Annotated in this window: 11 protein-coding genes; 3 read left to right on the forward strand and 8 right to left on the reverse strand. The window is 65.9% G+C overall.

The features are described 5' to 3' along the window. The first annotated feature begins 85 nt into the window (after window positions 1-85). Window positions 86-1,915, forward strand: a complete 1,830-nt coding sequence (locus tag G9V96_RS03015) for an AMP-dependent synthetase/ligase (RefSeq protein WP_168581716.1) — start codon at window positions 86-88, stop codon at window positions 1,913-1,915. 37 nt (window positions 1,916-1,952) lie between these two features. Here G9V96_RS03015 and G9V96_RS03020 read toward each other — a convergent pair whose 3' ends face one another. After that, the gene (locus G9V96_RS03020) at window positions 1,953-3,203 is read right to left on the reverse strand and encodes a DUF445 domain-containing protein (protein WP_168581717.1); all 1,251 of its coding nucleotides are present in this window, start codon (window positions 3,201-3,203) and stop codon (window positions 1,953-1,955) included. Between the two features lie 291 nt (window positions 3,204-3,494). Between G9V96_RS03020 and G9V96_RS03025 the strand changes: the two genes are divergently transcribed. Then, window positions 3,495-4,793 carry an FUSC family protein gene (locus G9V96_RS03025; RefSeq protein ID WP_168581718.1) on the forward strand — a complete coding sequence of 433 codons (1,299 nt, stop codon included), beginning with the start codon at window positions 3,495-3,497 and terminating at the stop codon, window positions 4,791-4,793. 19 nt (window positions 4,794-4,812) lie between these two features. On the opposite strand, the gene G9V96_RS03030 is transcribed toward G9V96_RS03025, so the two are convergent. From G9V96_RS03030 to G9V96_RS03045, 4 genes are all read right to left on the reverse strand, one after another. Then, window positions 4,813-5,523 carry a DUF6308 family protein gene (locus G9V96_RS03030; RefSeq protein WP_168581719.1) on the reverse strand — a complete coding sequence of 237 codons (711 nt, stop codon included), beginning with the start codon at window positions 5,521-5,523 and terminating at the stop codon, window positions 4,813-4,815. A gap of 269 nt (window positions 5,524-5,792) precedes the next feature. Continuing rightward, window positions 5,793-7,301, reverse strand: a complete 1,509-nt coding sequence (locus G9V96_RS03035) for a glutamine synthetase family protein (RefSeq protein ID WP_168581720.1) — start codon at window positions 7,299-7,301, stop codon at window positions 5,793-5,795. A gap of 151 nt (window positions 7,302-7,452) precedes the next feature. After that, entirely contained in the window at window positions 7,453-9,546 is a 2,094-nt protein-coding gene (locus tag G9V96_RS03040) for a malectin domain-containing carbohydrate-binding protein (protein ID WP_168581721.1), read from the reverse strand. Window positions 9,547-9,830: 284 nt separating this feature from the next. Next, entirely contained in the window at window positions 9,831-12,020 is a 2,190-nt protein-coding gene (locus G9V96_RS03045; RefSeq protein WP_226913415.1) for a glycosyltransferase, read from the reverse strand. A gap of 458 nt (window positions 12,021-12,478) precedes the next feature. On the opposite strand from G9V96_RS03045, the gene G9V96_RS03050 reads away from it, so the two are divergent. Beyond that, window positions 12,479-13,951: a sugar transferase gene (locus tag G9V96_RS03050; RefSeq protein ID WP_226913416.1), complete on the forward strand. Its 1,473-nt coding sequence runs from the start codon at window positions 12,479-12,481 to the stop codon at window positions 13,949-13,951. Between the two features lie 243 nt (window positions 13,952-14,194). On the opposite strand, the gene hppD is transcribed toward G9V96_RS03050, so the two are convergent. The 3 genes from hppD to nrdR form a co-directional block, all read right to left on the reverse strand. After that, window positions 14,195-15,418: a 4-hydroxyphenylpyruvate dioxygenase gene (hppD, locus tag G9V96_RS03055; protein ID WP_210424448.1), complete on the reverse strand. Its 1,224-nt coding sequence runs from the start codon at window positions 15,416-15,418 to the stop codon at window positions 14,195-14,197. Between the two features lie 397 nt (window positions 15,419-15,815). Next, window positions 15,816-18,698, reverse strand: coding sequence for a vitamin B12-dependent ribonucleotide reductase (locus tag G9V96_RS03060; RefSeq protein ID WP_168581723.1), 2,883 nt, complete (start codon window positions 18,696-18,698; stop codon window positions 15,816-15,818). 113 nt (window positions 18,699-18,811) lie between these two features. Beyond that, entirely contained in the window at window positions 18,812-19,315 is a 504-nt protein-coding gene (gene nrdR / locus G9V96_RS03065; RefSeq protein WP_168581724.1) for a transcriptional regulator NrdR, read from the reverse strand. Window positions 19,316-19,619 lie beyond the last annotated feature (304 nt).

Here is a 19,619-nt window from a genome sequence, read left to right on the forward strand (position 1 = left end):
GAGCCCCACCCTTCCCCCCTCTGTCTACGGTGGCGTAAGTTACGTCGACGTAAGGTCCGCGATCGACGTCTCCAGGAGCAGCCCGATGACACAGGAAACCTTGGCTCGATCGCTGGTCACGGCGATGGAGACACACGCCGAACGCACTGCGCTGCGGGTGCGTCGGCAAGGCCGCTGGCAGTGCCTGAGTTATACCGAAATGGATAGGCGCACAAAGAATCTGGCGGCCGCGTTACTTGCCAGCGGGCTCGAGCGGGGCGACCGCATCGGGATCTTTGCCACCAATTCACCCGAGTGGACCCTGTTCGATATCGCCGCCCTGCGCGCGGGCCTGGTGTCTGTCCCGCTGTACGCCACCAGTTCCCCCTCGCAGGCGGCGCACATCCTCTCCGACAGCGGTTGTCGGCTGGTGGCGTGCGGATCGACGCACATTCTCGCCCAGAGTCTGCGCGCGATCCAGACCTGCCCGCAGGTCAGCACCTTGGTGCTGATCGAGGGCGACCTGAGCCAGGCTCAGGCGCAGGCGAGCGACCAGCCGGACAGCGCCGACCTCCGTAGCGACATCACCCTGCACACGCTCAGCGAGTTCGAACAAATCGCCGACCCGCAGGCCTGGGATGCCCCCCTGCAGGAGGTTGTGAACAGCGGCGAACTCGATGACCTGACGACGATCGTCTACACCTCGGGCACCACCGGCAGCCCCAAGGGCGTGATGCTCACCAACCGCACCCTGCTCCAGCAGATCAAGTCGATGGACCTCCTTTTCGACCTGCGTCCGGGGCAGCGCAACATGTGTTTCCTGCCGCTGTCGCATGCCTACGAACGGGCCTGGACCTACGTCATGCTGCACTCGGGTCTGGAGAACTGTTACGTCCTGGACCCCAAGGCCGTCGCGGCCGCGATGCTGGATATCCAACCCGATACGTTCGTGTCCGTCCCGCGCCTGTACGAGAAGGTGTACGACACCGCGCACACCCAAGCCGGCAGTGGACTCAAACGGCGCATCTTCGATGAGGCGGTGCGCACCGGCGCCCTCGTGCAGCGACGGATCGCCGACGCCCGACCCATCGGCCCCGCGCTCAAGGCACGCCATGCCATCGCCGACTCCGTGGTGCTGCACCGGGTACGAGACGCGGTCGGCGGACCCAAGAACGTCATGGCGGCAGGCGGCGCCCCGCTGCGCCGCGAGGTCGAGGAGTTCTTCTTCGCTGCCGGCCTGACGATCTACCAGGGTTACGGCCTCACCGAGACCTCCCCGCTGGTCTCGTGCAATGCTCCGGGCCAGGTGAAGTTCGGCACCGTCGGCAAGCCGGTCCCCGGCACGGAGGTGCGCCTGGACGACGAGACCGGCGAGATCCTCGTGCGCGGCGACAACGTGATGGCCGGCTATTACGGTGACCCGGAAGCCAGCGCCGAGGTGATCGATGAAGACGGCTGGTTTCACACCGGGGACGTGGGTCAATTCGACGAGGACGGCTACCTGCTCATCACCGACCGCATCAAGGACCTGATCGTCACCGCGCAGGGTAAGAACATCGCCCCGGGGCCGATCGAGAGCGCGCTGACCGCCTCCCCGCTCGTAGAAGCAGCCGTGGTTGTCGGCGACGAACGCAAATACCTCACCGCGCTCATCCAGCCCGCCTTCGAAGCCCTGGAGGAGCACGCCCGCTCACTGTCGTGGGTGTTCACCTCCCGGGCCGAACTGGTGAAGCTGCCGCAGGTGCAAAAGCTGTACAGCGACATCAAGGACAAGGTCGGCCGAGACGCCGCCCCGTACGAACGAGTGCAGAAACTGCACCTGCTGGACACCGAGCTGACGATGGACGACGAGGACCTCACCCCGACGTTGAAGGTGCGCCGGCGCCGGGTGGAGCAGAAGTTCCTGCACTTCATCGACGCGATGTACAAACAGTGACGTCTCGCGCCGGGGCGCTGACGCCTCGGCGCGAGCCTCAGCCGACGAGCTGGCTGACCGTGTGGATGAGCAACCCGGCCAATCCGCCCACCACGGTGCCGTTGATCCGGATGAACTGCAGGTCCCGACCGACGTGCAGTTCAATGCGTTCGGCGGCTTCTTTACCGTCCCAACGTTCGATGACCTGGGAGATCACCGGCACCAGCTCGGCCCCGTAGGTGTCCACCAGGCTGGAGATGACCTCCCCCACCCGGCGATCGACACGCTCCTGCAACTCGGCATCGTGTTGCAGCCGCTCACCCAGACTGACCAGCTCGGTGTACAGCCGGGCTCGCAGTCGGCCCTGCGGATCCGACATCGCCTCATGCAGGGTTCGGCGCAGCACCTCCCACAGGCTCACCGCCGTTTCCATCGTCTGGGCGTGGGTCAGGAAACGCTCCTTGAGGGTCTCGGCTCGCTGCATCGTCGCCGGGTCTTCCTGCAGGTTGCCGGCCAGGTCGGCAAGGAGTTCGTTGACCGCCAGGCGCACCCGGTGCCCGGGGTTGTCACGCACATCGCGCACCCACCCCAAGGCCTCGGTGTGCAGCCGATCCACGACAAGCTCGTTGACCCACAACGGGGTCCAGGTAGGGGCGCGCTCACCTACCACGGCTGCGAAGGTCTGCGGGTTGTCCAGCAGCCAGTCGTGGGCTTCGACGACCACCAGGTCGACGAGGTGGCGGTGCACGTCATCACGCACCACCTGGTCCAGCAACGAACCGGCCAGCGGCGCGATCGGTTCCTGCGCCAGCCGCGGCAGTACCGAGTGGCCCAAGATCTCGCGGATTTCGCCGTCCGAGACGTGGTTGAGGCCGCGTTGGGTCAAGGCGGCCACTTCGGCGACCACCCGGGTGCTGTTCTCCGGCCTGGCCAGCCACTGCCCCACCCGCGGCGTCGCACCCGAGGCCAGGAACCGCTCCCGGGCGGCTTCGCCGGTCAGGAAGTGCCCGGAGACGAAATCTTCCAGGCTTTTGGCGAAGACGTCCTTTTTCTTGGGCACCAGCGCGGTGTGTGGAATGGGTAGGCCGAGCGGGTGGCGGAACAGTGCCGTCACGGCGAACCAGTCTGCGAGAGCACCGACCATCGCCGCTTCGGCCGTGGCGTTGACGTAGCCCAGGGCTCCGCCTCGGTTGTGGGTGAACACGAACACGATCGCCGCGAACACCAGCAGGGCCGTTGCCAGGAAGCGCATTCGCCGCAGCGACTCCTGCCGCGCTTCGTCGGCCGCGCTCAGAGCCATCATCGTCATAGCTCGATTCTCCCCCGTCGCACCGACAACATCCTCCCGGCACCCACATCGGCACACTGACCAGGTAGCCACCCACGCTCGATGCGCCCCGCTACCGGCCCCGGCAACCAGCGACGCTCGCGGCTGTCTGCTGGGTTGGGCAGGCCAGGTGGGCCTGGGTATAGGCCGCCTGGGAACACCGGCCTCGGAATCAGCACCGGTTGCTTGTCCTTGCCTCCGGGCGGGGCGCGCCCAGTGGCGAATCGACCTGAGAGACAGGGACAACAGCCTTCCCGTGGGACCCTGGTAGGCATGGTGGGGGTGCAGGTGGTGGAACGGGCGCAGCGCGCAGGTCAGCGCGCGCTGGCCTCGATGCGGCGCGGCCTGGAAAGACTGAACGCCCAGCGCTCCAACATCCTCCGACTCACCGCGGCGGCAATCCTGGCCTATGTGCTCTCCGCACGGCTCAACCCCAGCTCCGACCTGACCGGACCGCTGACCGCGCTCCTGGTCGTGCAGGCCAGCCTGGTGCAGAGCCTGCGCAGCGGCATCGGGCGGGTGGGTGCCGTCCTGACCGGGATCTTGGTGGCCATCCTGCTCTCCACCTGGGTGGAGTTGAGCTGGTGGAGCCTCGGGCTGGCGATCGCGATCGCGTTGTCCTTGGGGTACGCGCTGCGGTTGGGCGACCACGTCCTTGAGACCCCCATCAGCGCCATGCTCATCCTCGGCGTAGCCCAACACGGCGTCGCTGCTGAGATCCGACTCATCAACACCTTGATCGGCGCCGGGGTGGGGATGGCGTTCAACCTGGCTTTCCCTCCCCCGGTACGCGCCGGCACCGCCCAGCAAGCGGTCCGGGAATTAGCCGATAGCGCCGCCGCAGCGCTGGAGCGGGCCGGTCAGGAACTGGCCACAGAGCTGAGCCGAACCCGCATCGAAGGGTGGCTGCGCGATATCCACGCGGTCCTGCCGCTGGTCGGTGAAGCCGAAGAGGCCATCCACGCTGCCGAAGAGCGCCGCCGCCTCAACCCGCGCGCCATCACCAGCGCGGACCCACTCCCTGTGTTGCGCTCAGCGATCGGGCCGCTGGACCGTTCGGTCCTGGCCGCCCGCCAGACGCTGCTGGCCATCCAGGAAGAGGCGCCCGACCAGGTCGATGAGGAGGACGACTACCAAGAGGAGTTGCGCCGAGCCTTCTCCATCGTGCTCAGCGACATGGCCGGCTGCCTGCGGGCCTTCGGCCGGCTGGCTATCTCCGACGCTGACGGCGGCGACCAGGAAGCGGCGCAGGCTCTGGCCGAGGCACTGGAGATCCTGCGCGAGACCCGGGCCATCCTCACCGAGTTGTACCTGGTCGACCCGGGCGGGCCCGGCTCGGCATGGTTGTTGCGCGGTGCGGTGCTAAGCGGGGTAGAGCGCCTGCTGCGGGAACTGGATCTGGAGGAACGGGCCCGGGAACGCGAGCGGATGCTTCAGGAAAGCAATCGGCGACGGGTGCCAACCCAAGCGGTGACGCGTCTGTGGCTCAGCGCCCACGCCTGGGCCGAGGAAGCCGGACGCAACGTCCGGCGCTCATGGGACGCCGACGACCCGTGGCATCACGAGCCGTAGCGTCCCTGAGCGGGGATTTTCAGGTGCGTTTCGGCGCATGCATCCACACGATGACGTCCAGGTGGCGCAGCAGGTTCGCGGGGTCGCCGACATCGACGCCCTCGGGCTCGGCGCAGCGACAGATGAGGCGCTCTAGGCGCTCCCGGACCTCGGGGGTGGAGATGATTCGCGCAAACACCTGCCAGTCGACCTGGTATTGGGAGGGCCACAGCCCCAGGTAGCGGCAGACAACCTCGTCGCGGACCGGGAACAGGTTAGGGCGTTTCCGACTGGCCAGTTTCGCCGCTGTCGACCAGTTCACCGAGTAGCGGTTACGCGAGGGCGGAATGACGCCGCGCAGCGCGGTGTACAGCTCGTCCATGGCCATCAGAAGCTCCGGGGTCGCCTCCTCCAGCCGCGCAGTCATCGGCAGACGCTCCAGGGACAGCAGTTCGTGTACCTGCTCGGCGCTTTCCTGCTCGACCAGCAACGCGCGCACAGTCGCCGGGGGAATCGTGGCGTCCAACAGGCTGGCCGCCAGCAGGTCGCGTTCGGTGATGCGGGTGGGCTCTGGGTCATGCAGCTGCGTGAAGGTGGCGCCCGCGTAATTACTGTTGAGCGAGTAATAGCGCGTCAATCGTTCGGGGGTGCGAGGGTCACGAAGAGCGGTCAACGCCCGCTCGACTGCCCCCTCGTAGTACGACCCAGCACTGAGCCACCCCTTCGGCACCGGTAGTGAGTACGCAGCCATGCGTTGTTCCTCTCCTAGACGACATCCTCACGGTACGTGCCGAGTTCTTCGGCAGGCCTCCCACCGGCGCAAATGTGTTCTGAACGACATGAGGGCCAGCCACCTGAGGATCACCTCGGCGCCGCAATCAGCTACGCCCAGACACGAGGAGCGGTACGGGGCCACCTGGAGACAGCGCCAGCACCGCCGGGGTCCGGGGAACCTTCCCCGGCGACAGCCCCGATCAGCTGTGCTGTCGCCGGGGACCCGCAGTGCTGGCCGGCCTGGGCTCAGCCGCAGTGCAGGTGTCGCTGAACCAGTTCACCCAAGGCGGCATCATCGCCGAAGAGCCGCTCGCTCAGCCCTTCGTCGCCGAGGTCCTCCAACTGTTCGGCCACCGAATCGAGCAGGCCGGTCGGGAAGACGCCATCCTCGGCGTAGATGTGGCGGTCGGCTCGCAGTGCCCGGCCGGATTCGGTGCACGAGGCCGGCAACTGGTCCAGGCCCTGAACCGTAGCGGCATCGGTATCCACCAGGAGTCTCTGGGCCACGTCCAGGGACTCGGGGTGCTCCAGCCCGTAACGGGCCGCTACCGTCAGCGCCGCCATGTAGAAGTGCACGCTCGCCGAGCCGTCACCGCTACGGATCTCCACCGTCTGCGGGTTCGGGCCCGACAGAGGCTCAACCTGCGGCTCGCACGGGTTGGCGGAGCCGACCATGCTCATCGCGTCCCCAGTCCAGCCCAATGGCACCCGGACCAGGACCGAACGGTTGCTACGTCCCCAGCAAATGCTGGTCGGCGCCTCCTGTTTGGGGACCAGACGCAGGTAGGAGGTGGGCACCGTGTTGCCGAAGGCAGTCAGGGAACGAGCGCACATCAGGTAACCGGCGATCACCTTGCGCGCCGCAGCTGAGAGGTCGTCATCCTCGACGAAGGCGTTGACGCCGTCCTTCATCAACCGGGTGTGGACGTGGAAGCCGCTGCCGGCCTGCCCGACGATGATCTTGGGAGCGAAACTGACCTCCAGGCCATGGGCATAGGCCACCTCGCGCAGCACCCACTTGGCCAGCACCACCTGGTCGGCGGCCTCCTCCACCGGCACCGGCAGGAATTCGATCTCACCCTGGACCATCTGGCGCCCCTCGCGCACGATGTTGCCGACCTCGGCGTGCCCGTACTTGATCTGGGCGCCCATCCGGGCCAGATGCATCATCGCCTCCCGGCGCACCACGCCCCACTTCGAGAACGGGTGCGACTCGTGGTATCCCCGCTGCTCGGTGATGGGGTAGATCTCTTCGGCCCGGTCGAAGATGTAATACTCCAGCTCCCCGAGGGCTTCCATGGTGTACCCGGTGCGTTCCTGCAATGACCGCTGTGCCTTGGCCAGGACGTTCTCCGGAGCGCTCTCCAGCGGTTTGCCCTCGCGGGTGTAGAAGGAGCACAACAGGTCGATCGTCGGTTCCTCGGCGAAGGGGTTGATGAACGCGGTGCGATACCGCGGCACGACGTACAGATCGCTGGACTGGGCATCGATGAAGGGGAACAAGCTCGAGCCGTCGACCCGCTCCCCCAGGGTCAGCACCGTTTCCAGGTGGGCACGACTGTTGATGACGAAGTTGAGCTTCTTCAGCCGCCCGTCCCCGGCGACATAGCGCAGGTTCAACATTCGGATGCCGAGCTCTTCAACCGCCCGCACGATGTCGGCCCGGGTGAATCGGGATGCCGGTTTACCGAGTAAGCGAACGAGCGTGTTCGGGTTGAGGTTGAATGCGCTGTCGTGCGCGGGGTCGTGTGCCATGGGGGTCTCCTTCGTCGCGCCTGTGCCTCAACTCTTTCAGAGCCCGACCCCGCACGGGGCGTTTTTCGGCAGAGCGCCCACGCCGAGCGGCCCGGCCGCCGATCCCCCTATCGGGGACGGCGACCGGGCCGCTCGATGGTGTGCTGCGACCTCAGGAGGTCTTGGTCAGCAGCGGCATCCAGCGCTTGTATTCGGCCGAGGCCTTCGGGCTGTTGCATGTGAACAGGTCGGAACGGATGTAGCTCATCGACTCACTGAAGTAGCTTTCGTAAGCGATGTGTTCCTGGTTCTGCTTCAGCCAGTTGTAGACGAAGTTGATGTACTTGGGGTTGTCGCCGCCACCGGCGGAGTTCGCGGGCGCGATGCCCCACTCGGGCAGGACGAACTTCTTACCGTGGGCCTTGGCGAAATTCAGCCAGTGGTTCCACCCGTAGGCCTCATCCCGGTGACGGGCGATGTTGGCGTCGGTGGTGTAACCAGGCCACCAGTCGTAGGCGTCCATTCCGATGTAGTCCACGTAGGCATCACCGGGGTAGAAGATGGCGGCGTCCTTGGTGCCGGTCTGGCCGGGGCCCTCGTTGACCACCCAGGCGATCCGCAGGTTCGGGCCGCCCTTGCGGATGGCGCCCACCGCCTGGCGGTAGGCCTGCTTCCACTGATCGGCCGTGTTCGGGTAGGCGGCTGCCTTCCAGCTCGGCAGGTTCATCTCCCAGCCCAGACGGATGTAGGCGTCGGGGTAACGGGCTGAGATGTTGCGGGCCAGCCTCTCCCATTCGGCGTTGTAACCGCCGGCTGCGGCCGTGGACAGGTTGCCGTCGTTGGGCCACAGCGGCACTCCCACGTCCAGAGTCCCCTTGTACCCGGCCGGGATCCGTTCGTTGTCCATGAACCAGGTGCTCTGCATGTTGTTCCAGGATTCCCGTGACGGGAAGACGGTGATGACGTCGACCTTCTTACCGCGGGCGTTCTCCCACTTGGTGACCTCCCCGGCCTTATTCATCGGGTACATGCCCGAGTCGAACAACAACCCGCTCTGCTTGCCGAAGTTGGACTTGGAACTGCCTGGGGCGGGCGTGGTGGGTGCCGGAGTCGTGGGTGTCGGTGCAGGTGTGGTCGGTGTCGGTGCCGGCGTGGTGGGGGCTGGGGTGGACGGTGTCGGTGCCGGCGTCGTCGGGGTAGGCGCGGGCGTACCGGAGCCGCCGACCTTGGAAAGGACGATGGCTGAGACGGTGGCGCCGTTGACCTTGCCGGTGAAGCCCAAGTCGAGACGGCCATCTTTGACCTCGACGCGGAAGGTGCGGTTGTAGGCCACGTCCTTACCAGCGGTCTTGATCAGGTCTAGATCGTTGATCTGGGGGCGGCCCTCGGCGGTGACGCTGAACACCCGCTCACCGGCGGAGCTGAAGTAGGCCTCCCGCATCATCAATGTGACGTCGTAGGTGCCGTTGGGCACGGCACGCTGCCAGGCGGACATGTGGATGTACTCGGGGCGGTACGGGGCGTCGTTGGTGGTGCCCTTGACGTCGCGCCCGTCAGAGAAGAGCGTCTCGTTGGACCAGCCACCGACGAACCCCGAGCGACCTTCGTAGGTGCCGTCCGTCCCCTTGATGGGCTTGGTGGAGGTCGTCATCCGGGCCACGACCGAACTCGTGTCGGGAGCCGGCGTGGGTGCGGGGGCGGGGTCGGCGATCCGGGTGACCTCCAGAGCCGAGAGCGCAGCCGAGTCCTTGGTGGCCGTGAAACCAAGGTCGAGTCGACCGTCCTTGACGGTCACGTCGAAGGTGCGGTCGTAGGCCGCGCCCTTACCGACCGCGGCGAAGATGTCGATATTCGACAGCTTGGGCTGACCTTCGGCCGAGACGGAGAAGACACGGTCACCGGCCTTGGTCCACCAGCTCTCCCGCATCTTCAGGGTGACCCGGTAGGTGCCGTTCTCCATCTGCTTGGACCAGGAGTTCATCCGGACCAACTCGGGGTAGTAAAGCGCGTCCTCTGAGGTCCCCTTGATGTCGGTAGGGGCCCAGTAGGAGGGGGAGAAGTCGCCGGTGTCGAACCCGGCGCGAGCCGCCCAGGTTCGACCGGCCGAGTCCCGGTAAGAGGTGTCTGCAACCGTCATTCGGAAAGAGTCCCCGACTGCGGCTTGCGCCGGCTGGGACATCGTCAGGGCAGCGCCACCCATGGTGACGGCAAGGGCAAGAGTCGTGATCGCGCTGGCAGGACGCGTGATCACCGAAGACTTTTTCATCGCGGCAGGGTTCCTTCGGCATAAGGAGTGAGACGCCAAACTGATCGTCTGCTCCGGCCCCGGCCGTACCGTTTTGCTGCAAACTGCCGCGCCGCGCGCCACGCCAAGCGCCGCTGGGGAACCCTCCGACGGCATCCCGCCGATGGCGGGATGGTGACCAATCCCAGCCCCGGAGCTGAGAATCGGTTACGCGCACGATGCGGGGCGCCCAAGCGTCCGGGCGCCCCGCATCACCAAAACTTTCTCACGTCACGTAAGGGTGCTTGTCCCACATGGCGGACGATTCAGGCGGGCAGGACCTCCGCTACCGTTCCCAGTGCCGAGTCCCAGCCGTAAATGGACAGCATCGCTGCGACCTGCTCTGCGGGAATGACCAGCGGGCCGCCGGCCAGTTCCTTTCGGATCGCGGCGCAGAAGGCCTGGGCATCCTCTGGGGTCTGCACGATCGCCCCGCGAGGCAGGTTGTCCAGGCCGGAAGCCCCCACCACCGTGGAGACCGAGGGCAGCCCGTGCGCGATGTACTCCAGCAGCTTGATGCGCGAGCCGCCACCCTCCAACAACGGCGCAATCCCCAGCCGGGCCCGCTCCAACAGCGGTTGCATGCTCGGCACGTCCGCCTCCAGGCGCACCCCTGGCGCGGCCTCTAGGCGTGCTCGGAATTCCGCCGAAGGGTTCCGCCCAGCGACGGTGAGCACAATCTCGGGGCGTTCGGCCACCAGATCGCGCCAGGCCTGACTCTCGATCAGCCAGGTGATGCCGTTGATGTTGGGGCGCCAGTCCAGGGCTCCGGTGAACAGCAACTCGGTGCGCGGGTTCTGCGCCAACGCAACCGCGCGTTGAGAGCCGCTCGGCGGGGTCACCCCGTTGCGGGCCACAACGACCTCGGCGCCCCCGTCCCGACGAACCCGGTCGGCGTCGGCCTGCGTGCAGACCACACTCGGGTAGGACGTGCCAGGACCGCGCTCCAGCCGGCGAAGCAAGGACGACTCGAGATGGGCGGCCACCTTGGTGGGCCCACTTTCGGCGCCGGCGCGCTGCCGCATGAGGTCGGACTCGACGTTGTGGGTACTCAGGATCACCGGCAACTGCGGCGGGAGAGAGTCGGCGACCCCGAAAAGGCAGGTGTGGTCCACGACAGCAGCCTGGAAGGGACCCAGTTGCGCCAGTGTCTCGCGTAGACCGGTGATCAGCGCGGAACCGCAGGTGCGCGGGGCGCCCAGGCAGCGATAGGTCGGCAAGGTGAATGCGTCGGCCACCAGCGAACGTGATGGGGCTTGGCGCAACTGCTCAATGACCACTTCGCCTTGCACGGTGCGTAGCCCGGTAACCCCGCGCGGTGAGACCACAACCACCGGCGCCCGCCCGGCCAGCCAGCGTGCGATGGCCAAGGTGCGCAGCATGCCGCCCGAAGTCGCGGGTACCCCGAATTCCTTGGTGATGAGCAGGTAGGGCCGCTCGGCGGCCGACCCCTGCACCGACGCGTTCGCCGTCTGGGCCGTCTCACGCATCCGGCGGGCGGCGACCTCTTCACCAGCCACGAAGGCGCGCCCGGTGAGCAGACCTTTGGCCTGGGCCAGATACTGCGCGGCCAGATCCCGGTCACTCTTGCCTATCTGCACGCCCGAGCGCAGCAGGTAACCCCCCGCGAGGATGCTCTGCATGGCTTTGGCCTGCGGCCCGGGGTGGTAACGGTTGACGTAGTTGGAGAAGGAGGCGCCCTTCATCCGCATCATTTCCAACGACGGGGCGCCCGAGGACCCGGCACCGTGCCGCACGACCACGTCGTGGCGCAGTCGTTGACCCAACCCAGCCTGGCGCACCCGGCGCCCGAAGGACATGTCCTCGGAATAGACGAAGAACGATTCATCGAACCCGCCGAGCCGGCGGAACTGCTCGGTTCGCACCGCCATACAGGCCCCGGTGGTCCAGTCCACGTCCAGACGCTCACCGATCGCGGGCTTGGCGTAGACGCCGATCTTGGGCCACTTCTTGTGCAGGCCCACCGCGTAGGCGCTGGTCCGGAGCACGTCCGGCTCCCATCCCCCGACGCCGATCTCGACGTCCTCATCAGCGCTGGTCACCGTGGCGGCGTGCGATGCCGACAGCGGGTCCACGGCCAGACCGTCCACGAGCGCGCGCAGGTCATCGACCGTCGGGCGCGAGTCGGGGTTGACGAACACGACAAAGCGTTTGGTCGAACTGAAGGCGCCGAGATTGGCCGCCCGGGCGAAGCCCTGACCGCCGCCGTCGAGGTAGCGCACCAGCGGCTGGTCAGCCGCGAACTGCGCCAGGCCGTCTGCGCCGCTGGCGTTGTCGACGATGACCACCGCCAGGCCTGGCCACATCTGGACCAGCTGTTCTACGTGCGCGCGGCTGCGATAACTGACCAGCACGACTTCGATCTCATCGAGATCGACCCGTGTTTCCCCCGCGGACTGATCGATCCCACTCCGATGTTGCTGCATCATGCCCATCCCCCCATGGTTTCCTGCAGATCTGCAGGGCAACCTTAAACCTGAGGGTGTTCATCTGGACAATCGACCGAGATACGTGCAAAAGATCGAGTTACCGCAGCTCAGCTGAGCCGGACTGTCCGAGTGCGGGGTTCGCCGAGATTACGAATCGCTTCCCCACCTGGGCGACCCGCCCACATGCGCTAGGAGGTGGCATCGGGCGGTATCGGTGGTTAGAGTGGGTCCGTCGTCCAAGTCAGGTGTCTGGAATCAGCAGGGCGTGAGCGTCCGCGGAGTCGGGGCGGGCATCTGGCATCAAGGGGTATTCGGGGGCTGTGCGGCGTTTTGACGTCAGGCACAGGCTGTGTTCAACACGGAGGGGTCTTCACTTGTCCATTCACGAACGTGAGGTGACCGGAGAAGCACGAATGTCGCATCGCCGGTCCAAACGACCCCGTGTCGGGGCCGAGCGTGTGTCGGTGCCTGGGGGGGCTACCGCAGTCAACGCGCCGTCCATCGACGGCGACATCTTTGCTGTCGCTTCTCGCGCAGGAACCTGGTCGCGCCGCTACCTGAAGCGCCTGGTCGCCTTTGACCTCCTCGGCGCGCTACTGGCCGTCGGTGCGGCTCTGGCCATCGGGCCCGGCGCCCGCGACATGAACATGTCGTATGTCATCGCCAGTGCCGCTATGCCGCTGTTGTGGATCGGCGCACTGGCCCTTTCCCGGGCTTATGAACGCCGTTATCTCGGCGTTTCCGACGAGGAGTACCGCGCAGTCGGTCGCGCCGTCGTCGGTCTGCTCGGGTTGCTCGCTGTCGGCGGGCTCTTCGTCAAGGCGCAATGGAGCCGCTCCTACATCTTGACGCTGATCGTCTTGCTCTTCGCGTTCGGGCTGCTGGCCCGCCGGCTGTGCCGGGTCTGGCTGGAACGGCACCGCAGCGAGGGCCGCCTCATGCAGCGCACCGTCGTCGTCGGGCGCGCTGACGCCGCCGCCGAACTCATCCGCAACATCAAGCGTTCGCCTGACCAGGGCCTGGACGTAGTCGCGGTCTGCACGTCGGGACTGGACTCGGACTGGAACACCACATCCTCCATCGAGGGCGTGCCGGTCATGGGGAACGCTTACGACGCCGTGTCTGCCGTGGACCTGTGCGATGCAGAGGTCGTGGCTGTCACCTCCCACCCCGAACTGGCCGGGAAGGGGCTGCGCCGCCTGGCGTGGGCACTCGAAGAGCGCGATGTCGAACTGGTGGTCTCCACCGGACTGCTCGACGTTGCCGGGCCGCGGTTGTCGCTGCGCCAGTCCACGGACATGTCGCTGCTGCACATCGAACGTCCCGCGGCTACCCGCCGCTCGGTCTTCCTCAAGAGCCTCATGGACCGCACGCTGGCAGCGTTGCTCGTCCTGGTCCTGTCACCGTTGTTCCTGGGCATCGCCCTGGCCATCAAGCTCACCTCCCCCGGCCCGGTGCTGTTCAAGCAGAAGCGGGTAGGGGTTGGTGGCGAGTTCTTCACCATCTACAAGTTCCGCACGATGGTCGTCGACGCAGAGAAGCAACTCGCGGCCCTCATGCAGTACAGCGACGGCAACGCGGTGCAGTTCAAGATGAAGAAGGACCCGCGGGTCACCCCGATCGGCGTCTTCTTGCGCCGGTTCAGCCTCGATGAACTGCCGCAACTGTTCAACGTGCTCATCGGCAACATGTCGCTCGTGGGCCCACGCCCGCAGAGCCAGGCAGAGGTCGAGCAGTACGAGCCCGACGCCATGCGGCGCCTGCACGTTCGCCCCGGCATGACCGGCCTGTGGCAGGTCAGCGGCCGAAGCGACCTGGACTGGGAACAGTCACTGCGGCTGGACCTTCGGTACGTGGACAACTGGTCGCCCATCGTGGACCTGCAGATCTTGTTCCGTACCTTCCGCGCCGTGATCACCAGCAACGGAGCCTACTGAGCCTCCTGGACGAGACTTCAGACAACTGTCGCGCCACGCCCCTCGGGTATGGCGCGACAGTTGTCTGCGGTACTTGGTGCAGGCCACCCCAGCGCAGTTCCACTCCGGGTCAGGCGAACGGCCGACGGGGGCAACCGACTATGGCCGTTGCGTCCCGCTTGAGTGCCACGGGGCCGAACCGGCAAAACGTGGGCCCCCGCCCTGCCGGTTCGACAGCGTGGGGGCCCACATTCAGCGATTGGATCAGAGGTTGCCGCGAAGGTCCTGCTCGCGCTCCAACGCTACGAACAGCGCCTTGAAGTTGCCCTTGCCGAAACCGAGCGAACCGTGGCGTTCGATGAGTTCGAAAAAGACCGTGGGGCGGTCACCCAACGGGCGGGTGAAGATCTGCAGCAGGTACCCGTCTTCATCGCGGTCGACCAGGATGCCGCGCTTCTTCAACTCCTCGATGGACACCCGCACCTCACCGATGCGCTTACGCAGCTCGGGATCCTCGTAGTAGGAGTCGGGGGTGGCCAGGAACTCCACGCCCTCGGCTCGTAGCTCGTCCACAGTGCGCAGGATGTCGTTCGTGGCCAGGGCCAGGTGCTGGGCGCCGGGGCCGCGATAGAAGTCGAGGTACTCATCGATCTGCGACTTCTTCTTACCCTCGGCCGGCTCGTTGAGTGGGAACTTCACGCGGTGGTTGCCGTTGGCGACCACTTTGCTCATCAGCGCCGAGTAGTCGGTGGCGATGTCGTCCCCGATGAACTCGGCCATGTTGACGAAGCCCATGACCCGGTTGTAAAAGGCCACCCACTCATCCATCTTGCCCATCTCGACGTTGCCGACGATGTGGTCCAGCGCCTGGAAGAGACGCTTGGGGGCGCCGTCGCGTTTGACGTAGGAGGAGGTGCGCGCAACGTAGCCCGGCAGGTAGGGGCCGCTATAGCGGGAGCGGTCAACCAGGGTGTGGCGGGTCTCGCCGTAGGTGGCGATGGAGGCCAGGCGGACCGTGCCGTGCTCATCGCTGACATCATGCGGTTCTTCGATGACTGTGGCCCCGGCTGCGTGAGCCTGAGCGATGCACTTATCGACGTCCGGCACCTCCAAGGAGATGTCCACCACGCCGTCACCGTGGCGCCGCTGGTGATCCAGCAAGGGGCTGTCCGGGTTGACCCCACCTTTGAGCACGAAGCGGATGGAGCCCGAGCGCAGCACGAACGCCTTGTGGTCGCGGTTGCCGTTCTCCGGGCCCGAGTACGCCTCGAGTTCCATTCCCCAGGCGGACATGTAGTAGTGCGCCGCCTGGGTGGCGTTGCCCACGACGAAGACGATGGCGTCCCAGCCGGTGACCGGGAACGGGTCCTTCTCGGAGTCGTAATCCACCAGGCCGACCAGCTGCTTGAGCTGGTGTGCGTCGAGGTCAGCCTTGCGTTCGCTGTCGGTCAGTCCGCTCATGGCGGGGTCGGTCGTCGTTTCAGACATGGCGCGAGTGTGTCCTAGGTCTCAGCATGGCCTCAACCCTGACTTGCGTGACCACACAATGTGCGCAGCCGACGAACTCCCGCAGCGGTGGAGTGAGCAATCTGCACCATTGGTGCCCACAGTGCCCGGGTTTGCCAGCCCGCTACTCCCCCACGCCCTGACCTCATCGACACCACCGGTGACCTCACCGAGGACGGGGGCCGCCCCCCACAGAGGCGAGACCCACGAGGTGATCGCGCGATCAACCGGCTGGTCGAAATCAACTGTTGGTCGAAGTCGAAAAGGAGCGGGGCCTACATCCAGCCAAGCGGCTGGGGTGATCCGTGGATCGCCCCAGCCGCTTCGCCTACCGCTCAGCCAGCAGCCTCAGCGGCCGGTGAGCATCGCATGCAGCTTCTCAACTGCACCCAGAGGTGCTGCCGCAGCCTTCGCAGACATAGCAACTGCCTGCCGGACGCATCTTGGTGCCGCAGGTCATACACATCGGCGCGTCTGCGGCCTTGCCTTGAAACTTCTCGATCAGCTCCGCCGAGGAGTGCACGGCAGGCCCGGCCTCCCGGGCAGCCGCGACACCGGCACCGGAGGTCACATCCATTCGTCGGGCCTGTTCCACGGCGGTGGGGCGTGAGTTCTTCGGTGCCGCCGTCTGGGAGTAGTTCTCCAACTCCTCCTCGTAGGCGTCGTCGCTGCCCTCGTCGGTGGCCGGCGCGTAGGAACCGGTCTCCAACTGGCGGGCCCGCTCATCGGCACTGTGGATCCCCATGAAGGAACGGGTCTCGAAATCGAGGTAGTCCAGCGCCAGGCGACGGAAGACGTAGTCCATGATCGACTGGGCCATCCGCACATCGGGGTCGTCGGTCAAACCGGCAGGCTCGAAGCGCAGGTTGGTGAACTTGTCGACGTAGGTCTCCAGCGGCACGCCGTACTGCAACGCCACCGAGACAGCCAACGAGAAGGCGTCCATCAGGCCGGCAAGGGTGGAGCCCTGCTTGCCGAACTTGAGGAAGATCTCCCCCAGACCGTCGTCGGGGTAGGAGCTCGCGGTGAGGTAACCCTCCGCACCGCCTACCGTGAAGGACGTCGTGACCGAGTTGCGACGCTTGGGCAAACGCTTGCGCACCGGGCGGTACTCGACGACCTTCTCAACCTTGGGCGTCGTGCTCGCCTTGTGCGAAGCCTCCGAGGACAGCGGCTGGCCGACCTTGCAGTTGTCGCGGTAGACGGCCAACGCCTTCAAGCCCATCTTCCAACCCTGCAAGTAGACGTCCGCGATGTCTTCCACGGTCGCCGACTCCGGCAGGTTCACCGTCTTGCTGATCGCGCCAGACAGGAACGGCTGGCAGGCGGCCATCATCCGCACGTGGCCCAGCGGGGAGATCGCACGAGTACCCATGGCGCAGTCGAACACCTCGTAGTGCTCCGGCTTGAGTCCTGGAGCGTCGACGACATGCCCGTTCTCGGCGATGTACTCCACAATCGCCTCGACCTGCTCATCCTGGTAACCCAGCTTGCGCAGCGCACGGGGGATCGTCAGGTTGACGATCTGCATAGAGCCGCCACCGACGAGCTTCTTGAACTTCACCAAGGAGAAGTCCGGTTCGATACCGGTGGTGTCGCAGTCCATCATGAAGCCGATGGTGCCGGTGGGCGCCAGCACCGATGCCTGAGCGTTGCGGAAACCGTTCTTAGCGCCGAGCGTCACCACTTCGTCCCAGGCTTTGACCGCGGCGCGGTGGATAGACCCGCCCATGTCGTCCAGCGGGCGCACCTCGTCGTTGGCGGCCTGGTGCTTGCGCATCACCCGCAGGTGGGCCTCGGTATTGCGGGCATACCCCTCATAGGGGCCGACGATGGCCGCCAACTCAGCGGAACGTTTGTACGCCGCACCCGTCAGTAGCGAGGTGATCGAGGCAGCCAGTGCCCGGCCGCCGTCGGAGTCGTAGCCGTGCCCCGTCGCCATCAGCAGCGCACCGAGGTTGGCGTAGCCGATGCCGAGCTGGCGGTACTCGCGGGTGGTGTTGCCGATCGCCTCGGTGGGGAAGTCTGCGAAGCAGATCGAGATGTCCATCGCCGTGATGACCAGCTCGGTCACCTTCTGGAAGGTCACCTCATCGAAGGAGCCGTCGTCCTTGAGGAACTTCAACAGGTTCAGCGAGGCCAGGTTGCACGAGGAGTTGTCCAGCGACATGTACTCCGAGCAGGGGTTGGACGCGGTGATCCGGCCGGTCTCGGGGTTGGTGTGCCAGTCGTTGATGGTGTCGTCGTACTGCAAGCCGGGATCAGCGCACGCCCAGGCAGCTTGCGCGATCTTGTTGAACAGCGTCCGCGCGTCCACGGTGTCGATGACGTCGCCCGTCATTCGGGCTCGTAGACCGAATTCGCCGCCCTCTTCCACCGCCGCCATGAACTCATCCGAGACCCGGACGGAGTTGTTCGCGTTCTGGTACTGGACCGAGACGATGTCCTTACCGCCCAAGTCCATGTCGAAGCCAGCGTCGCGAAGGGCCCGGATCTTCACCTCTTCGCGGGCTTTGGTCTCTACGAACTCCTCGATGTCGGGGTGATCGACATCCAGCACGACCATCTTGGCGGCCCGTCGCGTCGCGCCACCGGACTTGATCGTCCCTGCAGAGGCGTCGGCGCCGCGCATGAAGCTCACCGGCCCCGAGGCGGTCCCCCCCGAGGACAACAGTTCCTTGCTGGAGCGGATCCGAGACAGGTTGAGCCCGGCGCCGGAACCGCCCTTGAAGATGAACCCTTCTTCCTTGTACCAGTTGAGGATCGAGTCCATCGAGTCTTCGACTGAAAGGATGAAGCAGGCGCTGACCTGCTGCGGGCTGGAGGTACCGACGTTGAACCACACCGGTGAGTTGAAGCTGAAGACCTGGTGCAGCAGCGCGTAGGTCAGCTCCTGCTCGAAGATCGTCGCATCTTCTTCGGTCGCGAAGTACCCGTGCCGCTTACCGGCAGCGGTGTAGGTGAGCACGACGCGGTCGATGAGTGCTTTGAGGGAGCGCTCTCGCCGCTCGGTGCCCAGCGCCCCGCGGAAGTACTTGGTGGTGACGATCGTCGAGGCGTTGACTGACCAGAAGTCTGGGAACTCCACGCCGCGCTGTTCGAAGATGGTCTCCCCCGTCTTCCAGTTCTGCTGCACGACATCGCGCTGTTCCCAGGTGACCTCGTCGTAGGGGTGCACGCCGGGGGTGGTGTAGATGCGCTGCACGCGAATGCCCGACGAGCCACGCTTGCGGGACGTCCTCGAGCCTGTGGTCTCCGTCATGTGTTGCTGCCTCCCTGACCGTGGTGTCGATCTGTCTGCGGGGTGATGCCGGGCCGACAGTGCGGCACAGGCGGTGGGGTGGTGCGGTCGTACAAAAGTGCTGAAAGTGGACTTCAGGACTGCCGCGAAGGCAGGTCCGAGTCCGGGCTCACCGGCGACGGTGGGCTCACGTCTGGCTCGGCTCGAAGTAGTTCGATTGCGGCGCAGAAGTCGTCGAGAGTCTCGAAGTTGCGGTAGACGGAGGCGAAGCGCAGGTAGGCGACCTCGTCCAGCAGGCGCAACGGTTCCAAGACCGCCAGCCCCACCTCGTGGGAGTCGATCTCGGCCTGCCCGGAAGCGCGAAGCGTCTCCTCGACCTGCTGAGCCAGCAATGCCAGGTCATCTTCATGGACCGGACGCCCTTGGCAGGCCTTACGCACACCGACCAGGACCTTGGTTCTACTGAACGGCTCGGTCACCCCGGATCGCTTGATGACCTGCAGTCCCGCTGATTCGATAGTGGTGAAGCGGCGACCGCAGTCCGAGCAACAGCGGCGACGCCGGATAGTCGCGCCTTCTTCGGCGAGCCGGCTGTCTACGACGCGAGTATCGGTGGCACGACAGAAAGGACAGTGCACCTGCGTCTCCCTTCTTCACCAGGCCGGTCGTCGTCGGAGACGAGAACTGTCGCCAACCCAGGGACCCCAACATGTAGGTGATCCGGTTGGCACTTGCCACAACATCTAGGATGTTAGGCCTTGGCGGGTGTGGAAACAACCTGCGGCGTGTCGCCCCCAGGCCACCTCTGATGCGGAAGACTTCACGCGGGTGGCAGCCGCAGCGACTGTACCCGGCAACCACCCACGCGCCCCGCGGCACGCCCGTGACACCGGGTCAAAGAACGGTCAAGGGATAGCCCTCACGCGCCAGAAGGACCGACCC

Origin of the sequence: Gephyromycinifex aptenodytis (assembly GCF_012277275.1) — a bacterium.
Taxonomy (GTDB): domain Bacteria; phylum Actinomycetota; class Actinomycetes; order Actinomycetales; family Dermatophilaceae; genus Gephyromycinifex; species Gephyromycinifex aptenodytis.